Genomic DNA, 15,944 nt, shown 5'->3' on the forward strand with positions numbered 1-15,944 from the left:
TCCACGAAACGAAAGCAGCCGGCATGGCGTCATCCCGACGGCGGAAGCCGTTCCCGTTCCATATCCTGGTATTCCTCGCCCCGGCGACGCTGATCTACACGGTCTTCTCGATCTATCCGCTGGCCGACAGCATGCGGCTCAGCCTCTTTACCGGGACCGAGGGCGGGGAGGAAATCTTCGCCGGCCTCGCCAACTACGTGACGCTGCTGACCGACCCGCGCTGGTCGGAATCCTTCTGGAACGCGCTGAGCAACAACGTCGTCTTCTTCCTGATCCACATGGCGGTGCAGAACCCGGTGGGCATCCTGCTGGCGGCGCTCTTGAGCGTGCCGCGCCTGCGCTTCCGCCATGGCTACCGGACGCTGATGTTCATGCCGACCATGCTGTCGGTCGTCATCGTCGGCTTCGTCTGGCAACTGATCCTGAGCCCTCTCTGGGGCGTCTCGGAAAGCATGCTGGACGCGATCGGGCTGGGGGCGCTCTTCGGGCCCTGGCTGGGGGAGGAAAGCTCCGCGCTGATCACGCTGGCGCTGATCTCCGTCTGGCAGTTCATCGGCATCCCGATGATGCTGATCTATGCCGCGCTGCTGAACATTCCGGACGATCTGGTCGACGCGGCCACGGTCGACGGCGCCAGCCAGATGACCATCTTCTGGCGGATCAAGCTGCCGCTCATCCTGCCGACCGTAGGCGCGGTCTCGATCCTGACCTATGTCGGCAACTTCAACGCCTTCGATCTGATCTACGCGGTCAAGGGCGCGCTGGCCGGACCGGACTTCGCGACCGACATCATGGGCACGCTGTTCTACCGCACCTTCTTCGGCTTCCAGCTTCAACTCGGCGACCCGACCATGGGCGCGGCGGTCGCGACCCTGATGTTCCTCATCATCCTGACGGGCGTGATGATCTATTTCTTCATCATCCAGCGGCGCATCCAGCGCTACGAGCTATAGCCATGGCGCGTCCCACCGAAAAACGGCGCAGCGCGCTGGCGATCCACGGGGTGCTGATCGCCTATACCGTGATCGCGCTCTTCCCGATCATCGTTATCCTGATCAACTCCGTGAAGAGCCGGCGGGCGATCTTCGGCGATCCTCTGGCCCTGCCGACGCCTTCGACCTTCAGCCTGGAAGGCTTCGTCACGGTCATCCGGCGGTCGGAGTTCGAGATCTATTTCGCCAACAGCATGATCGTCACTCTGGCGGCCCTGTTCCTGGTGCTGATCTGCGGGGCCATGGCGGCCTGGGCGCTGTCGGAATACGAGTTCCCCGGCAACACCTTCCTGGCGATCTACCTGGCGCTAGGCATCATGATACCGATCCGGCTGGGCACGATCTCCATCCTGCGGCTGTCGGTCGATCTGGGGATCGTCAACACGCTGTGGTCGCTGATCCTGGTCTATACCGCCCAGGGCTTGCCGCTGGCGGTGTTCCTGTTGTCGGAATTCATGCGGCAGATCCCGAGGGAGTTGAAGGACGCCGCACGCTGCGACGGCGTCAGCGAATACAAGATCTTCCGCCGGATCGTCCTGCCGCTGACCCGGCCGATCATGGCGACGGTCGCGGTCTTCACCATGATCCCGATCTGGAACGACCTCTGGTTCCCGCTGATCCTGGCGCCAGGCGAGGACACGCGGACGATTACGCTGGGCGTCCAGCAGTTCATCGGCCAGTACGTGACCGACTGGAACGCAGTTCTAGCCTCGCTGACGCTGGCGATGGTCCCGATCCTCGCGCTCTACCTGATCTTCTCCCGCCAGCTCATCCGCGGCCTGACCAGCGGCGCGGTGAAATAGCCTAAACCTCCACCACCTTGCCCGACCGGATGCTCTCGTCCGCGGCCAGAACGATCTTCAGGCTGTTGACCGCATCCTCCATGTGGCCGGAGAGGTCGCGGTCGTTCAGGATCGCGTCCAGGAAGAAGGCCTGCTCCCGCTCGCACAGGGCGTCATGGTCGGGTTCGTCGGCCATGGTCAGCACTTCGTCGGGCTTCGCCAGCGTCCCGTCCGGCTTCAGGGCCGAATGGTGCAGCCGGATGGCGCTGGTCTTCGTATGGGTGTTCATGTCCGACGAGGCGGTCTCCCCCGCCCCTTCTCCGGTCGCAGCACCTTCCTCCGCCATGGTGATGCTGACGGCGCCCTTCGGCCCGATGACGTCCTTCACGAAGAACGCGACCTCGCTCATCATCGGGCCCCAGCCGGCCTCGTACCAGCCGACGGAGCCGTCGTCGAACGTGACCTGAAGCTGGCCGTAATTATACATCTCCGGCGCGATCTCATCGGACAGCCGGACGCCGACGCCATGGACGCGGACCGGCTTCGCGCCGGTCATCAGGCACATGATGTCGACATAGTGGACCCCGCAATCGACGATCGGCGACAGGGTCTTCATCAGGTCCTTGTGCCAGGCCCACGCCTCACCGATCGATTGCTGGTTCAGGTTCATCCGCATCGCCAGCGGCTTGCCGAGTCCCCGCGCCAGTTCCACCAGCTTGGTCCAGGACGGGTGGTGGCGCAGGATGTAGCCAACGACCAGCTTGCGTCCGGCGGCGTTGGCGGCGGCGACCACGCGTTCGGCGTCGGCAGCCGTTTCCGCCAACGGCTTCTCGACGAACACATGCGCCCCGGCGGCGAAGGCGGCGACGGCATAGTCGGCATGGGTGTCCGACCAGGTGTTGATCGACACGGCGTCGGGCTTCAGCGCGGCCAGCGCCGTGGCGTAATCGTCATATTGCGGGATATCGGCAAGCGCGGGCGGCAACTCGTCCCGTCCACGCGGTGTCCGGGCGCAGAGGCCCACCACCTGGAACCCATCCAGCTTCGCATAGGCCTTGGCATGGGACAGCCCCATATGCCCCAGCCCCACGACCAGCACCCGCACCTTCCTGCTCACCCGGCGTCTCCTCTGCGACTCGATCTCTCATCGGACGGCATTGCAGTCCGCCGGGCGAAGAGATGTCAATGAAGCGAAGCGCCTTTGGGAACGCGGCGGCAGCGCCGTCCGTTCAGGAATTCTCGTAAACGCATCTCTCCAGAAGAGGACGCAAGGACGATGGACAAGAACCGAACCGAAGGCGCGGGCAAGCAGGCCAAGGGCGGCGTCAAGGAGGCGGCCGGAAAGGCCGTCGGCAACAAGCGGCTGGAAGCCGAGGGTAAACTCGATAAGGCGACCGGGAAGGTTCACTCCGCCGTCGGCAAGGCGAAGGACCGCGAACGGGACAAGCAGAAATACTAAGGCCGATGTTGAGGGCCGGTACGCGTCCGGCCCTCCATCGCACAGCGATCAGGCGCCCGATCAGGCGGCGGTATCGGAACGCGCCGGCGGGTTCGCCTTCTCTTCTTCAGGTTCGGCCTTCATGCCGGACTGGAATGACCGGATTCCCTTGGCCATGTCGCCCATCACCCGGGGGATGCGGCCGGCGCCGAAGACCAGGACGACCACCGCCAGAACGACCACCCAATGCATCAGGCTGAAACTGCCCATGGTGCGCTACTCCTTCACAGTCGCCGGCGCGGGGCCGGCATCGTCTGTTTCCAGGCCCGTCGCCCGCCCGCCCACCGGCGGCATGTAGAGCAGCAACGCGGCGGCGACGAAGATCGACGAGAAAGTCCCGATAACAATGCCCCAGGCGAGCGCCAGACTAAAGTTAAATAGAGTCGGGCCACCGAAGAACAGCAGCGAAAGTACGGCCACCAGCGTCGTTCCGCCCGTCAGGATCGTGCGCGACAGGGTTTCGTTGAGGCTGGCGTTGATGAGTGTCTTCAGGTCCGCCTTCTTCTGCTTCCGCAGGCTTTCGCGGATCCGGTCGAAGACGACGACCGTGTCATTGATCGAATAGCCGGCAAGGGTCAGCAGCGCGGCGATCGCCGTCATGTCGAATTCCAGCCCCAGCACTGCGAACAGGCCCATCGCCGTGAACACGTCGTGGAAGGTCGCGACCAGGGCTGAAACGCCGAACTGCCATTCGAAGCGGAACGCGACATAGGCGGCGATGGCGAGCACCGCAAGACCGGTCGCCAGGATGCCGTCGCGCAGCAATTCCGCACCGACCGTCGGCCCGACGAATTCCACGCGCCTGTAGTCGTAGCCTTCGCCCAGCGTCGTTCTGATCTGGTCGACCACCGCCTGCTGGGCTTCCTCGCCGCCTTCCTCCGGAAGCTGGACGCGGATCAGCAGGTCACGATTGTTGCCGAACTCCTGGAGGTTGATGCCCTCGAGACCGAGCGCGCCGAGTTGCGAGCGGACCTCGCCGATGTCCACCGTCTCCTCGCTGCGGACCTCCATCAGCAATCCGCCTTCGAAATCGATGCCCAGATTGAGCCCCTTGAAGACCAGCCCCCCGATCGACGCCAGCAGGATGATCGCGGTGAAGACGAAGGCGACCAGACGCCAGCGCACGAAATCGAAGCGGGTATTCTGGGGTACGAAGCGAATGGGACGCATGGAAATCGGTTTCCGCCGAACAAGTTCAAAAAGCTGCCGTCCGCCATGGCGGGCGCGAGCACGCGTGGACGGAAGCCGCCTATTTACCCTTGTCGGTCCCGTCACGCAATGCGCCGCCCCAGCAGGGATCGCGGCTCAATGTCCCAGCAGCCGGGAGATGCCGAAGAGGGCGCAGCCGACCAGCGCACCGACGATGGTGCCGTTGACCCGGATGAACTGGAGATCGCGCCCGACCTCCACCTCCAGCCTCTCCGTCAGGGTGCGCGCGTCCCAGCGGCGCACGACATCGGCGATGAAGGCCCCGATCTCCGCCCGAAAGGGGACGACCAGCCCCAGCACCGCCTTCTCGATCCGGCGATTGAGCCGGCCGCGCATGCCGTCATCCGCCAGAAGCGCGCCGCCAAGCGATTGCAGGCCGCCGGCCAGCGCGCCGCGGATCGTAGAGCTTTCCGCCGCCGCCCCGCCGACGATGCGCGCCCTCAGACCCGACCATAGCGACAGCATATAGTCCTCCACCGCCGGGTTGCGCAGCAGTTCCGCCTTGATCGCCGCCACCTTCGCCTGGGCGTCGGGGGACCGGGCCAGCCGGTCGGTTAGATCGACCACCGCCCGTTCGAACCGGGCGCGCGCCGGATGGTCGGGTTGGGCCAGATCGCCCAGAAGATCGATCGCCCCGGCGACCAGCGCCTCGGCGACCCTTCGATCGACGGTCGTGGGCACCCACCAGCGGCTTCGCTCCCCGACCATCTCATAGATCCGGTCCTCATTCTCCAGCAGCAGGCGCCGCGCGATCCGGATCGCCTGGTCGAAGACCGCCTGATGGTGGCCGCCTTCGGTCAGCAGGGCCAGCAGGCGGGACAGGAGCGGCGCCAGGTCGACCTTGTCGATCTGGCGTTCGAGCGCGCGGCGCAGGAAGTCCCGCACCGTGCGATCGTCTATCGTCTCCATCACCACCGGCACGGCCGCGACGATCCGCTCCGCCACCGCGTCGGCGTTCTCCCGGCGGCTCAGCCATCGGGCGATCATCGCTCCCGGATCGAGGAGGCGCAGCCTTGCACCCACCAGCGACGGGTCCAGGAAGTTCCGTTCCACGAATGCGCCCAGCCCGGCGCCGATCCTGTCCTTGTTGCGGGGGACGAGAGCTGTGTGCGGGATCGGCAGGCCGAGCGGCCGGCGGAACAGAGCGGTCACCGCGAACCAGTCCGCCAGCCCGCCGACCATCGCCGCCTCGCTGCCGGCGCGGATCAGTTGAATCCAGACGCCGGGATCAGGCGCGATCCAGGTCGCGGCGAAGATCGCCGCCGCCAGCAGCAGCAGGCCGGTTGCGAGCGTCCGGTGGCGCACGAAGGTACGGCGCTTTTCCTCCAGCGCATCGGTCGCGACGGATGTCGGTTCGGCTTTCATCGGCGGGCGGATGGCGTGCTAATGTCCGGTCGCCCGAGACAAGGAGACGAGCAGATGACCCGCAGCGCCGCCCGCCGGACAGACACGGCCGACACCGTCCTCCGGGAAAAGCTGCGCCTGCTCGACGCGCTTCAGCGCAAGGTTCTCTGGCTTGCCGCCTGGACCATCCATAACGCCAATCATATCAGGCCCAATCGTGACGGTTTGAAGGTGGGCGGACACCAGGCCTCCTCCGCCTCCCTCGCCACGCTGATGACGGCGCTCTATTTCGACGTGCTTCGGCCGGAGGACCGGGTGGCGGTGAAGCCGCACGCCAGCCCCATCTTCCACGCGATCCAGTATCTGCTGGGCAATCAGACGCGGGAGAAGCTGGAGCGGTTCCGCGGGTTGGGCGGCGCGCAATCCTACCCGTCGCGGACCAAGGATTCCGACGATGTGGATTTCTCCACCGGCTCCGTCGGCCTCGGCGCCGCGATGACCAGCTTCGCCGCGCTTACGCAGGACTATGTCCAGATGAAGGGCTGGGCGAAGAAGGACTGGCCGAAGGGGCGGATGATCGCGCTTGTCGGCGACGCGGAACTGGATGAGGGCAATGTCTACGAGGCGCTGCTGGAAGGCTGGAAGCACGATGTCCGGAACGTCTGGTGGGTGATCGACTATAACCGCCAGAGCCTGGACGCCGTGGTCCGGGACCGGCTGTTCGGCCAGATCGACAAGCTGTTCGCCGGCATGGGCTGGCGGGTCGTGACGCTGAAATACGGCAAGAAGCTGGAGACGGCCTTCCGGCAGAAAGGTGGTGCTGCGCTTCGCCGGTGGATCGACGAATGCCCGAACTCCCTCTATTCCGCCCTGACCTATCAAGGCGGCGCGGCGTGGCGGCGGCAGGTCCTGGCCGACATCGGCGAGGAGCCGGGGATAGCGGCGCTGCTGGACCGGCATGACGACGAGGATCTGGCCGTCCTCATGACCAATCTGGGCGGCCACGACATGGAGACCTGCCTTGAGGCATTCCATGGCATAGAGGACGATCGGCCGACCGTCTTCATCGCCTATACCGTGAAAGGCCACGGCCTGCCCTTCGCCGGCCACAAGGACAACCATGCGGGGCTGATGAATCCTGAGCAGATGGCGGAATTCCAGGCCCGTAACGACGTACCCCAGGGCGCGGAATGGGAGCCGTTCGCGGGACTGGAGGCCGAGGAGGCGGAGCTTCGATCCTTCCTCGACCGGACGCCGTTCAACGCCAGGGGCCGCCGCCGGCTGGCCGCCGAGAGGGTCGCCGCGCCGAAATCCCTGCCGATCAAGATGCCGCCGGAGATGTCGACCCAGGAAGGCTTTGGCCGCCTGCTGGCGGAAATCGCCAGGGAAGACAGCCCGCTGGCCCAGCGGATCGTCACCACCTCCCCCGACGTCACCGTGTCGACCAATCTGGGCGGCTGGGTCAACCGGCGGGGCATCTTCGACCGCCATCCGCGTGAGGACGTGTTCAAGGAGCAGAAGGTGGTGTCCGCCCAGCGCTGGGCGATGTCGCCCGACGGCCAGCATATCGAGCTGGGGATCGCGGAGAACAATTTGTTCCTGCTGCTGGCCGCACTCGGCCTCAGCCATTCGGTGTTCGGGGAAAGGCTGCTGCCAGTGGGCACGCTCTACGACCCGTTCATCCAGCGCGGGCTCGATGCGCTGAACTACGCCTGCTACCAGGACGCCCGCTTCCTGCTGGTCGCGACGCCGTCCGGCATCACGCTTGCGCCCGAAGGCGGGGCGCACCAGTCGATCGGCACGCCGCTGATCGGCATGGCCCAGGACGGGCTGGCGGCCTTCGAGCCCGCTTATGTCGACGAGCTGGCGGTCATCATGGCCTGGGCCTTCGACTACATGCAGCGCGACGGCAGCGGCCTTTCGGAGAACGAATGGCTGCGCGACGTGGCCGGCGGCTCCGTCTATCTCCGCTTGTCGACGCGCTCCCTCGCCCAGCCGGAAAGGCCGATGAGCGACGCGCTGCGCCGTGACATCCTCGCCGGCGGCTATTGGCTGAGGGAGCCGGCCGAGGAGGCGGAACTCGCCATCCTCTATACCGGCGCGGTGGCGGCGGAGGCGCTGGAGGCTCATGAGAAGCTTCTGGACGACATCCCCGGCGCCGGGCTGCTGGCCGTCACCTCCGCCGACCGGCTGAACGCCGGCTGGCTGGCCGCCGAACGCGCCCGCCAGACCGCCGGCGCGAAGGGCGCGGAAAGCCATCTGGAAAAGCTGCTGGGGCGGCTGGCGCCGGAGGCCGGACTGGTGACGGTGACCGACGCTCATCCGATGGCGCTGGGCTGGGTCGGATCGGTGAAGGGCCACCGCATCCGGCCGCTGGGCGTGGAGCATTTCGGCCAGACCGGCTCGATCGCCGAACTGTACGACGCCTACCGGCTGGACGCCGAAGCGATCCTAGATGCCGTGGCGTCCCTCTGTCTGGATCGGCTGCCGGGCGGTTTCCGCTGACGCGCCGTCCGAACGGTCGCGCGCCGGTGCCTTGTACGACGCCAGATTCTGCGCCGTGTTGACCAGCGCGATGTGGGAGAAGGCCTGCGGGAAGTTGCCGAGCTGACGGTCGACATGCGGATGGTATTCCTCCGCCAGCAGGCCCAGATCGTTGCGCAGCGACAGCAGATAGTCGAACAGCTTCCTTGCCTCCTCATAGCGCCCCATGAGGATGTAGGCGTCGGCGAGCCAGAAGGAGCAGGCGAGGAACGCCCCCTCGTCTCCTGGCAGGCCGTCGGTGTCGTGCTCCGTCCGGTAACGCAGCACCAGCCCGTCGACCAGCAACTCCCGTTCGATCATCGCGACGGTGCCGGCGAAGCGCGGGTCCTCGGCGTCGATGAAGCCGACCTGCGCCATCAGCAGCAGCGACGCATCGACGGTCTTGCCGCCATAATACTGGACGAAACTGTTGAGTTCTGTGTCGAACCCGTTGGCGCAGACATCGTCATGGATGCGGTCGCGCAATTCCCGCCAGCGATCGACCGGCCCTTCCAGCCCGAACGTCTCCACCGCCTTGACCGCCCGGTCGACCCCGACCCACGCCATCATCCGCGAATGGGTGAAATGACGGGGCGGGCCGCGCATCTCCCAGATGCCGGCGTCCGCGCTGTCCCAGATCTCCTCAAGATGACCGATGATCGCCTTCTGGAGCGTCCAGCTTTCCTCATAGACCTCCAGCTCATGCTTCCGCGCGACGTGGAGCGCGTCCATCAGCTCTCCATAGACGTCGATCTGAAGCTGCCCATGCGCGCCGTTGCCGACCCGCACCGGGGCCGACCCCTCATAGCCAGGCAGCCACGGAAGCTCGAATTCCTGCAGCCGGCGTTCGCCGGAGATGCCGTACATGATCTGCAGCCGGGACGGCTCCCCCGCCGCCGCCCGCAGCAGCCATTCGCGCCAGGCCCGCGCCTCCTCCCGATAGCCCGAGGTGATGAGCGCGTAGAGCGTCAGCGTGGCGTCCCTGATCCAACAGAACCGGTAGTCCCAGTTCCTTACCCCGCCGATCTCCTCCGGGAGGGAGGTCGTGGGCGCGGCGACGATCCCGCCGGTCGGGCTGTAGGTCATGGCCTTCAGCGTGATGAGCGACCGCGATACGGCCTCGGTCCATTCTCCCACCGGCGCGCAATGGGCCGACCAGCGCCGCCACCGCGCCTCCGCCTCCGAAAGGGCGATGTCGGCGTCCTGCGGTCCCGGCAGCGGCAGGTGGGACGGGAACCACGTCAGCGTGAACGGGATGCGGTCGCCGGCGCGGACGTCGAACTCCCCGCGTGTCTTCATGTCCCGGCCTTCCAGCCGCACCGGCGTCCGGAGTTGCAACCCGTCCGGGCCGGCGATGGCAGTCAGCCCGTAATCGTGACGCCGCAGCCACGGGATCACATGGCCGTAATCGAGACGTAGGACCAGTTCAGTCCGCATCCGCACCGTGCCGCGATTGCCGCGCACGATCCGGAACAGCTCCACATTGCCGTCCCGTTCGGGATCGGCGAGGAAATCGATCACGGTCGCCTCGCCTTCCTCCGTCTGGAAGGTGGTCTCCAGGATCGCCGTTCCTTCCCGGTACTGCCGCCGGACCGCCATCCCGCCTTCGCTGGGGGCGATCAGCCAGCGGCCATTGTCGGCCGATCCCAATATGGCGGAGAAGCAGGCGGCGCTGTCGAAGCGCGGCAGGCAAAGCCAGTCGATCGACCCGTCGCGGCCGACCAGCGCCGCCGTATGCATGTTGCCGATGAAGCCGTAATCCTCGATTCGCAGGGCCATCCGTTCTTCTTCCTTCAACCGTTGCCGCGAAAACCGGGGTAGAGCATCATCCCGCCATCGACGACGAGGGTCGTGCCGTTGACATAGTCCGACAGGTCCGACGCCAGCCAGCAGACCGCCTCGGCCACGTCCGCCGGCTCACCGATCCGCCGATAGGGGATGAGCGTCATAAGCTCCTTCAGGGATTCCTCGTCCTCCCACGCGCCACGGTTGATCGGCGTGCGGATCGCCCCCGGCGCCACGGCATTGACCCGGATCTTCCGGTGCCCGAATTCCTGGGCAAGCGTTTCGGTCAGCAGCATCACCCCGCCCTTCGAGGCGGCGTAGTTCGCGTGCCCGGCCCAGGGTATCGCCTGGTGGACCGAACTCATCGACACGATCTTGCCGACCGCCTTGGAGACCTCCGGCTGCGGCCCGCGACGCAGGAATTCACGTATGGCGGCGCGGGCGCACAGGAACTGGCCGGTCAGGTTGACGTCGATCACCTTCCGCCACTGGTCGAGCGTCATCTTCTCGAACGGCGCGTCCTGCTGGATGCCCGCATTGTTGACCAGTATGTGGACCGTACCGAACGCGTCGGCCGCCTTCGCGAACAGGCGCTCCACCTGGTCCTCGCGGCTGACGTCGCCGGCGACGCGTATCGCCTCGCCGCCCGCCGCCTCGATCTCTCCGACGGTGGCGTCGGCCGCCTCGTCCCCGGAAAGGTAGTTGACCACGACCTTCGCGCCGTGCCCGCCGAACGCCACGGCGGTCGCCCGGCCGATGCCGGAGCTGGCGCCGGTCACGACCACGACCTGCCCCTCCAGAAGCGGTTTTCCCTCTGTCTTTCCGGCCATCTTTCCGGTCTCTCCTGCTGGTTGTCGACGCGATCCTTCTGAAACCGTACTAATTCCTACTTATGTCGCGCGGCGCGGCTTCAACCCCGTCGGTGGTCGCCAGGGACGGGCCGTACGCCTATACTGTCCCCCTGTTCCAACGTCCTTAAGCGAGTTTCGGCCCGTGCCTCATATCGTCACCGCCTTCGGCAACGAACTCCGCGATGTCCGCGAAGCCATCATGGCGATGGGAAAGCTGGCGCACGAACAGGTGGCCGGGGCGGTGGACGCGCTTCTGCGCCTGGATTCGGACGCGGCGACGATCGTGCTGAAGCGCGATGCGGAGATGGACGCGCTGGAGCGGCAGGTGAATGAAACCGTCTTCCGGTTGCTGGCGCTGCGTTCCCCGCTGGCCAACGATCTGCGGCGCACGATCGCCGCGATGAAGATCGCCGCGGATATGGAGCGTATCGGCGACTATGCGGCGAACATCGCCAAACGCTCGCTCACCCTGTCCCAGGTCGGCCCGCTGATCGCCGCCGATCAGTTCCGGACCATGAGCGAGAAGGTGCTGGAGATCCTGGACGAGGTCGCCCAGGCCTATATCGACCGCGACGCCGCCCTGGCCGTTTCGGCCTGGAGCCGCGACCATGAGGTCGACGCGCTGCACACCGCCGTCTTCCAGGACATCGTCGAACGCATGATCGACGATCCCAAGCTCTGCTCCACGGGGACGCATCTCCTGTTCATCTCGAAGAACATCGAACGCATCGGCGACCACGCGACAAATGTGGCGGAGAACGTCCACTTCCTGGTCAGCGGCCACACCATCAGCGGCGACCGTCCCAAGGAGGACGAAGCCAGCCTGACCGTGGTGAAGGTGGACCAATAGCTTACCCCTCACCCTCCCGCTTCGCGGGCCCCTCCCTCTCCCACGGAGGGGAGAGGGGAAAGTTGCTAGCCCTCTCCCCTCCGTGGGAGAGGGTTGGGTGAGGGGGCGTTGGTTTTTCAACCCTCAACAACGGCACGCTCATGCCCCAAGCCTCCCCGGATATCGTCACCCTCCGCCATGGCGGCCTGACCGTGGAAATCTGCCCACAGATCGGCGGGGCGATCACGGCCTTCCATGAAAGCGGACCCGCCGGCCGGGTGGATTGGATGCGGCCGACGCCGGAAGAGGCGATTGCCCGGCGATCGGTGCTTGAGACGGCATGCTTCCCGCTGGTCCCGTTCTCCAACCGTATCCGTGAAGGCCGGCTGCGGTTCATGGGGAAGACCTATTCCCTCCCGCTCAACCACCCGCCGGAGCGTCACAGCCTGCATGGCGACGGCTGGCAAAATCCCTGGCGGCTGGAGGAAGCCGACAGAACGAAGGCCGTGCTGGCGTTCGACGGACCGGCCGATGGCTATCCCTTCCCCTATTCGGCGCGGCAGGTCATGGAATTGTCCGAAGCCGGGCTTCGGCACACGATCGAGGTGACGAATCGCGGCGACGGGCCGATGCCTGCCGGTATCGGCCTCCACCCCTATTTCCCGCGGCGGGAGGACACGGTTCTGACCGCCCCGGTAGACGGCATGTGGGAGACGGACGGGGAAGTCATGCCGGTGCGGCTACTGGTCCCGCCACCGGCGGAGAACGATCTTGGGCGCGGCGTCCGACCGGCTGACGCCCGCATGGACAACGGCTTCTCCGGCTGGACCGGTGCTGCCCGCCTCGACTGGCCCGGCGAGAACCGCTCGCTCGCCATCTCCGCCGAACCGCCGCTGTCGATGCTGGTCGTCTACTCCCCCGACGCGCCCTATTTCTGCGTGGAGCCGGTAAGCCACATGACAGACGCCTTCAACCGCGCCGAAGACGGCGAGCGTCATACCGGAACGGTGGTCCTGGCTCCGGACGAGACGCTATCAGGCAGCGCGACCTTCACGCCTCGCCTGGGTGAGTGATGATACTCCCCCTTCCCGTCATTCCAGCGGAGGCTGGAATCCATAGGTCCTCGCCGCTCCGCCGGCGGCGAAGAAACGGGCGCGGTCCCGGCGTCCTTCGACACCGCATGGATGCTGGATCAAGTCCAGCATGACGGTGTAGAGAGGGCGAAAGCCCTTCCCGATCCATCCAATCAGTTACTTGCGAACAATTCTCATTTGCTGTTGCATTCCGCCGAGAAGCGTCTATGCTCCGCTCATCGGTTGCGAATGATTTTCATTACGAACGTAGTGATGGTCGCCCGTCTCCTCTTCCTCACTCGGTCGGGGCGGAATCGCAATCAAACTCTCCCAAACGACTGGGCGCGACCGGCGACGGCGCGCCCTTCTTTTTTGCGGCGGCTCCGTCTCCGGCGGACGTGCGACCCATATCGACAATGATAATCAATCTCACTAAAGTTCGACCGTTCCGCCAACCTCAACAATGAGGCGATGACATGAACCGTACGCGCGTCACGCTGGCCGCGACCCTGGCCGCCGCCCTCCTTGGTCCGGTCTCCGCCGCTTCGGCCCAGGAGCTGATCCTCTATTCCGGACGGGGGGAATCCCTGGTCGACCCCCTTGTCCGCGCCTTCGAGGAGCAGTCCGGCGTCACGGTGAATGTCCGCTATGGCGGCACCGCGGAGCTGGCCATCCTGTTGCAGGAGGAAGGCGAAGCCAGCCCGGCCGACGTGTTCTGGGCGCAGGATCCGGGCGCGCTGGGCGCGGTTTCGGACCTGTTCGCGCCGCTGCCGGAAGAGATCCTGAGCCGGGTGCCCGACGCCTTCCATGACGAGAACGGGAAATGGATCGGCGCCTCCGCCCGCGCCCGCACGCTGGTCTATTCCACCGAGCGCGTGACCGAGAACGAACTGCCGGACAGCATCCTGGACCTGACCGGCGAAACCTATCGGGGCCGGGTCGGCTGGGCGCCGACCAACGGATCGTTCCAGGCGCACCTCACCGCCATGCGCGTGGTGCTGGGCGAGGAGGCGACCCGCGAATGGCTGGAAGGCATGATCGCCAACGACATCCAGGCCTATTCGAACAATACCGCGCAGGTGCAGGCGGTCGCCGATGGGGAGATAGATTTCGGCCTGCCGAACCATTATTACCTGCTGCGATTCAAATCGACCGATCCGGACTTCCCCGTGGCCCAGACCCATTTCGAGGATGGCGACATCGGCAACCTTCTGATGGTCGCCGGCGTCGGCGTGCTCGCCTCGTCCAACCAGCCGGATCTCGCGCTGCAGTTCGTCGATTTCCTGCTGTCGCCGGAGGCCCAGCAATATTTCGCCGATGAGGTCCACGAATATCCGGTGACGGACGAGGTGAGCCGCAATCCGATGCTGGAAAGCCAGGAGGATCTGGAGGCGGCGGCCGTCGATGTCGACCTCAACGATCTCGACGATCTGGACGGCACGCTCGACATGCTGCGCGACGTGGGGCTGCTCTGACATCCCTGGCTGCCGCAACGCCGCGTAGCGTCCGGCCGCCGGCCATCATTCTCATCCCGGCCTTCGCGGCCGGGATGGGGATGCTTGTCCCCCTTGTCTACCTTGTCGTCAGAGCGCTGGACGCCGAGCCAGCGGTGCTGTGGGACCTGATCGTCCGACCGCGAACGGCGGCACTGTTCGCCAACACGATTGCGCTGACGTTGGGCGTGCTGGCCTTCACGACGGCCATCGCCCTGCCGCTCGCCTGGCTGACGACGCGGTCGGACCTTGCCGGCCGGAAGGCCGTCACCGTTCTGGCCGCCCTGCCTCTAGCGGTGCCGGGCTATGTAATGGCCTACGCGCTGATCGGGCTCAGCGGCAATTACGGCTTCATGGCGCAGGTCGTGGGCATCCGCCTGCCCCGGCCGGAAGGCTATTGGGGGGCGGTGCTGGCGCTCGGCCTCTATACCTTCCCCTATCTTTTCCTCAATCTGCGGGCGGCGCTGAGCGGCCTCGATCCCAGCCTGGCGGAAAGCGCCCGCAGCCTGGGCTGCACACCCTGGCAGACGTTCCGAAGGGTGACGCTACCGCACCTCAAGCCGGCCTTCTTCTCCGGCTGGCTGGTCATCGGCCTCTATACGCTGGGCGATTTCGGCGCGGTGGCGCTGATGCGCTTCGAGGCCTTCTCCTATGTCATCTACACCCAATATTCCGGCGCGTTCGACCGGGTCTACGCCGCCTGGTTGTCGATCCTGCTGATGACTGTTTCCCTTTCGATGATCTGGATCGAAGGCAAGGCGCGCAGCGGGCTTGAACTGGCGCGCACCGGCACTGGCTCCGAACGCCGATTCACGCCGATCAGGTTGGGCCGCTGGACGCCTCTTGCCTGGGGTTTTATCGCGCTGGTCGTCCTGGCTTCGCTTGGCTTGCCGGCCGCCGTGCTTTCCTTCTGGCTGTCGCTGGAACCCGTGCTGCCCAGCCTGCCGGACCTGCTGGAGGGGTTCCTCCATTCGATCGCCGCCGCGGTCCCCGCCGCCATCCTGGCCGGCCTGCTGGCCCTGCCGATCGCCTACCTGACGGTGCGCCACCCGTCGCGTCCGGCGACCCTGATCGACCGTCTGGCCTTTCTGGGCTACGCGACGCCGCCGCTGACCTTCGCGCTGGCCATGGTGTTCTTCTCGCTCGGCGCGGTCCCCTGGCTTTACCAGAGCCTGGCGCTGCTCATCATCGCCTACGCCCTTCATTTCCTTGTGCTGGCGCTGGGGCCGATCCGCAGTTCGCTACTCCAGGCCCGGCCGGCGCTGGAGGAATCGGCGCGGTCGCTGGGCTACGGACCGGTGCGGGCCTTCGCCCACGCGGTCTTGCCGCTGCTCCGGCGCGGGATCGTCGCCGGCATGGCGCTGGTCTTCATCATCGCGATGAAGGAGCTTCCGATCGCCTTCCTGCTGTCCCCCGCCGGCTTCAGGACGCTGGCCATCAACGTCTTCAGCCGGACGGTGGAAGGGATGCTGGCGAACGCCGCGCCCTATGCCGCCGCCATCGTAATATTTTCGGGTTTGATGATCGGTGTGGTATTGGCCCATGAAGGCAAACGCGAGTAAGAG

The 15,944-nt window shown here is 66.0% G+C and carries 14 protein-coding genes; 8 read left to right on the plus strand and 6 right to left on the minus strand.

Translation table 11 applies throughout. The features are described 5' to 3' along the window. Window positions 1-23 precede the first annotated feature (23 nt). Together AAFN89_RS09615 and AAFN89_RS09620 are read left to right on the plus strand one after the other, a co-directional pair. The gene (locus tag AAFN89_RS09615) at window positions 24-953 is read left to right on the plus strand and encodes a sugar ABC transporter permease (protein WP_347538436.1); all 930 of its coding nucleotides are present in this window, start codon (window positions 24-26) and stop codon (window positions 951-953) included. Between the two features lie 2 nt (window positions 954-955). Next, window positions 956-1,795 carry a carbohydrate ABC transporter permease gene (locus AAFN89_RS09620; RefSeq protein ID WP_347538438.1) on the plus strand — a complete coding sequence of 280 codons (840 nt, stop codon included), beginning with the start codon at window positions 956-958 and terminating at the stop codon, window positions 1,793-1,795. A 1-nt stretch (window position 1,796) separates the two neighbouring features. On the opposite strand, the gene AAFN89_RS09625 is transcribed toward AAFN89_RS09620, so the two are convergent. Then, window positions 1,797-2,891 (minus strand): Gfo/Idh/MocA family oxidoreductase, encoded by a 1,095-nt coding sequence (locus AAFN89_RS09625; protein ID WP_347538440.1) that lies wholly within the window; start codon window positions 2,889-2,891, stop codon window positions 1,797-1,799. Between the two features lie 159 nt (window positions 2,892-3,050). Here AAFN89_RS09625 and AAFN89_RS09630 point away from each other — a divergent pair, with 159 nt between their 5' ends. Beyond that, window positions 3,051-3,233, plus strand: a complete 183-nt coding sequence (locus AAFN89_RS09630; protein ID WP_347538442.1) for a CsbD family protein — start codon at window positions 3,051-3,053, stop codon at window positions 3,231-3,233. Between the two features lie 60 nt (window positions 3,234-3,293). On the opposite strand, the gene tatA is transcribed toward AAFN89_RS09630, so the two are convergent. From tatA to AAFN89_RS09645, 3 genes are all read right to left on the minus strand, one after another. Next, window positions 3,294-3,482 carry a twin-arginine translocase TatA/TatE family subunit gene (gene tatA / locus AAFN89_RS09635; RefSeq protein ID WP_347538444.1) on the minus strand — a complete coding sequence of 63 codons (189 nt, stop codon included), beginning with the start codon at window positions 3,480-3,482 and terminating at the stop codon, window positions 3,294-3,296. Window positions 3,483-3,488: 6 nt separating this feature from the next. After that, window positions 3,489-4,442, minus strand: a complete 954-nt coding sequence (gene secF / locus AAFN89_RS09640) for a protein translocase subunit SecF (protein ID WP_347538446.1) — start codon at window positions 4,440-4,442, stop codon at window positions 3,489-3,491. 135 nt (window positions 4,443-4,577) lie between these two features. After that, complete coding sequence (locus AAFN89_RS09645; protein ID WP_347538448.1) at window positions 4,578-5,846, minus strand: DUF445 domain-containing protein; 1,269 nt, start codon at window positions 5,844-5,846, stop codon at window positions 4,578-4,580. A 54-nt stretch (window positions 5,847-5,900) separates the two neighbouring features. Here AAFN89_RS09645 and AAFN89_RS09650 point away from each other — a divergent pair, with 54 nt between their 5' ends. Continuing rightward, window positions 5,901-8,330 carry a transketolase gene (locus AAFN89_RS09650; protein ID WP_347538450.1) on the plus strand — a complete coding sequence of 810 codons (2,430 nt, stop codon included), beginning with the start codon at window positions 5,901-5,903 and terminating at the stop codon, window positions 8,328-8,330. On the opposite strand, the gene AAFN89_RS09655 is transcribed toward AAFN89_RS09650, so the two are convergent. Continuing rightward, entirely contained in the window at window positions 8,277-10,127 is a 1,851-nt protein-coding gene (locus AAFN89_RS09655; RefSeq protein ID WP_347538452.1) for a glycoside hydrolase family 15 protein, read from the minus strand. The two genes, AAFN89_RS09650 and AAFN89_RS09655, sit on opposite strands and share 54 nt — an antisense overlap. Before the next feature lie 14 nt (window positions 10,128-10,141). Beyond that, complete coding sequence (locus AAFN89_RS09660; protein WP_347538454.1) at window positions 10,142-10,963, minus strand: SDR family oxidoreductase; 822 nt, start codon at window positions 10,961-10,963, stop codon at window positions 10,142-10,144. A gap of 163 nt (window positions 10,964-11,126) precedes the next feature. On the opposite strand from AAFN89_RS09660, the gene phoU reads away from it, so the two are divergent. From phoU to AAFN89_RS09680, 4 genes are all read left to right on the plus strand, one after another. After that, on the plus strand, window positions 11,127-11,834 hold the full coding sequence (phoU, locus tag AAFN89_RS09665) for a phosphate signaling complex protein PhoU (protein WP_347538456.1): 708 nt from the start codon (window positions 11,127-11,129) through the stop codon (window positions 11,832-11,834). Window positions 11,835-11,974: 140 nt separating this feature from the next. Further along, window positions 11,975-12,886, plus strand: a complete 912-nt coding sequence (locus tag AAFN89_RS09670) for an aldose 1-epimerase (RefSeq protein ID WP_347538458.1) — start codon at window positions 11,975-11,977, stop codon at window positions 12,884-12,886. A gap of 476 nt (window positions 12,887-13,362) precedes the next feature. Continuing rightward, the gene (locus AAFN89_RS09675; protein ID WP_347538460.1) at window positions 13,363-14,361 is read left to right on the plus strand and encodes an iron ABC transporter substrate-binding protein; all 999 of its coding nucleotides are present in this window, start codon (window positions 13,363-13,365) and stop codon (window positions 14,359-14,361) included. Window positions 14,362-14,441: 80 nt separating this feature from the next. Continuing rightward, window positions 14,442-15,941, plus strand: a complete 1,500-nt coding sequence (locus tag AAFN89_RS09680) for an iron ABC transporter permease (protein WP_347538462.1) — start codon at window positions 14,442-14,444, stop codon at window positions 15,939-15,941. Window positions 15,942-15,944 lie beyond the last annotated feature (3 nt).

Source organism: Inquilinus sp. CAU 1745 (assembly GCF_039839375.1).
Lineage (GTDB): Bacteria > Pseudomonadota > Alphaproteobacteria > DSM-16000 > Inquilinaceae > JBDOQU01.

Bases quoted from the DNA above. Each gene is read 5' to 3' on its own strand.
- AAFN89_RS09670 (WP_347538458.1), top strand. From the start codon at position 11,975: ATGCCCCAAGCCTCCCCGGATATCGTCACCCTCCGCCATGGCGGCCTG.
- AAFN89_RS09675 (WP_347538460.1), top strand. From the start codon at position 13,363: ATGAACCGTACGCGCGTCACGCTGGCCGCGACCCTGGCCGCCGCCCTC.
- secF (WP_347538446.1), bottom strand. From the start codon at position 4,442: ATGCGTCCCATTCGCTTCGTACCCCAGAATACCCGCTTCGATTTCGTG.
- AAFN89_RS09630 (WP_347538442.1), top strand. From the start codon at position 3,051: ATGGACAAGAACCGAACCGAAGGCGCGGGCAAGCAGGCCAAGGGCGGC.
- AAFN89_RS09650 (WP_347538450.1), top strand. From the start codon at position 5,901: ATGACCCGCAGCGCCGCCCGCCGGACAGACACGGCCGACACCGTCCTC.
- AAFN89_RS09660 (WP_347538454.1), bottom strand. From the start codon at position 10,963: ATGGCCGGAAAGACAGAGGGAAAACCGCTTCTGGAGGGGCAGGTCGTG.
- AAFN89_RS09680 (WP_347538462.1), top strand. From the start codon at position 14,442: ATGCTTGTCCCCCTTGTCTACCTTGTCGTCAGAGCGCTGGACGCCGAG.
- AAFN89_RS09620 (WP_347538438.1), top strand. From the start codon at position 956: ATGGCGCGTCCCACCGAAAAACGGCGCAGCGCGCTGGCGATCCACGGG.
- AAFN89_RS09655 (WP_347538452.1), bottom strand. From the start codon at position 10,127: ATGGCCCTGCGAATCGAGGATTACGGCTTCATCGGCAACATGCATACG.
- tatA (WP_347538444.1), bottom strand. From the start codon at position 3,482: ATGGGCAGTTTCAGCCTGATGCATTGGGTGGTCGTTCTGGCGGTGGTC.
- AAFN89_RS09645 (WP_347538448.1), bottom strand. From the start codon at position 5,846: ATGAAAGCCGAACCGACATCCGTCGCGACCGATGCGCTGGAGGAAAAG.
- AAFN89_RS09615 (WP_347538436.1), top strand. From the start codon at position 24: ATGGCGTCATCCCGACGGCGGAAGCCGTTCCCGTTCCATATCCTGGTA.